This is a genomic window from Nonomuraea sp. NPDC003201, assembly GCF_053590415.1.
In genome coordinates this window covers 1-1,478 of record NZ_JBSFTC010000733.1, presented here as the reverse complement: position 1 = coordinate 1,478, position 1,478 = coordinate 1, and the positions used below count along the sequence as shown (strand labels likewise).

Sequence of the window (1,478 nt, the reverse complement as noted above, 5' to 3'; positions counted from 1 at the left end):
CGCTCGTCGTGGCCGCCGCCGACCTGCTGGCCCTCACCCTCGTGGCCGCGCCCGGCGAGCTGGGCGCTGACATCGCGATCGGGTCCTCGCAGCGGTTCGGGGTGCCGTTCGGGTTCGGCGGGCCGCACGCGGCCTACATGTCCGTACGCGATGGCCTGCAGCGCCAGCTCCCCGGCCGCCTGGTGGGCGTGTCGGTGGACGCCGACGGCGACCCCGCGTACCGGCTGGCCCTGCAGACCCGCGAGCAGCACATCCGCCGCGAGAAGGCCACCAGCAACATCTGCACCGCGCAGGTCCTGCTCGCCGTCATCGCGAGCATGTACGCCGTCTACCACGGCCCCGAGGGGCTGCGCCGGATCGCCCACCGGGCGCACCGGCACGCCGTGGCCCTGGCCGGCGGGCTGCGCCAGGCGGGCCTGGAGGTCGTGCACCGCGAGTTCTTCGACACCGTGCTCGTACGCGTGCCCGGCCGGGCCGCCGAGGTGGTCGCCGCCGCCGTCGAGCAGGGCGTGAACCTCTGGCGGGTCGACGACGACCACGTGTCGATCTCCTGCGACGAGAAGACCGGCGCCGCCGAGGTCGCCAAGGTGTGGGCCGCCTTCGGCGTCGAGCAGGCCGACGTGGCCCTGGACGCGGACGCGCTGCCCGCCTCGCTGGCGCGCGAGTCCGGCTACCTCACCCACCCGGTCTTCCACAGCCACCGCTCCGAGACCGCCATGCTGCGCTACCTGCGCAAGCTGCAGGACAAGGACATCGCGCTCGACCGCTCCATGATCCCGCTCGGCTCCTGCACGATGAAGCTGAACGCGACCACCGAGATGGAGCCGATCACCTGGCCCGAGTTCGCCGCGATCCACCCGTACGCGCCGGACGACCAGGCCGAGGGCTACCGCGAGCTGATCGGCACGCTGGAGGGCTGGCTGGCCGAGGTGACCGGCTACGACCGCGTCTCCATCCAGCCGAACGCCGGCTCGCAGGGTGAGTTCGCCGGGCTGCTGGCCATCCGCGCCTACCACCGCGCGGGCGGCCACGGCGAGCGCGACGTCTGCCTCATCCCGTCCTCCGCCCACGGCACCAACGCCGCCAGCGCGATCATGGCGGGCATGCGGGTCGTGGTCGTGGCCTGCGACTCCGACGGCAACGTGGACCTGGCCGACCTCGACGCCAAGATCGACAAGCACCGTGACGCGCTGGCCGCGATCATGGTGACGTACCCCTCGACGCACGGCGTGTACGAGGAGACGATCACCGAGGTGTGCGCCAAGGTGCACGAGGCCGGCGGCCAGGTCTACGTGGACGGGGCCAACCTCAACGCGCTGGTCGGGCTGGCCAAGCCGGGCGAGTTCGGGGCCGACGTGTCCCACCTCAACCTGCACAAGACGTTCTGCATCCCGCACGGCGGCGGCGGGCCGGGCGCCACTCCATCCCGGCCAGGATCGCCGACTCGGCGCAGTTGCGGGTGCTGCACACCTTGCCGA

Annotated in this window: 1 pseudogene; it reads left to right on the top strand. The window is 72.7% G+C overall.

From position 1 onward, the window contains the following. A pseudogene (locus ACWDX9_RS63240) lies at window positions 1-1,478 on the top strand (glycine dehydrogenase (aminomethyl-transferring)); the annotation flags it as partial.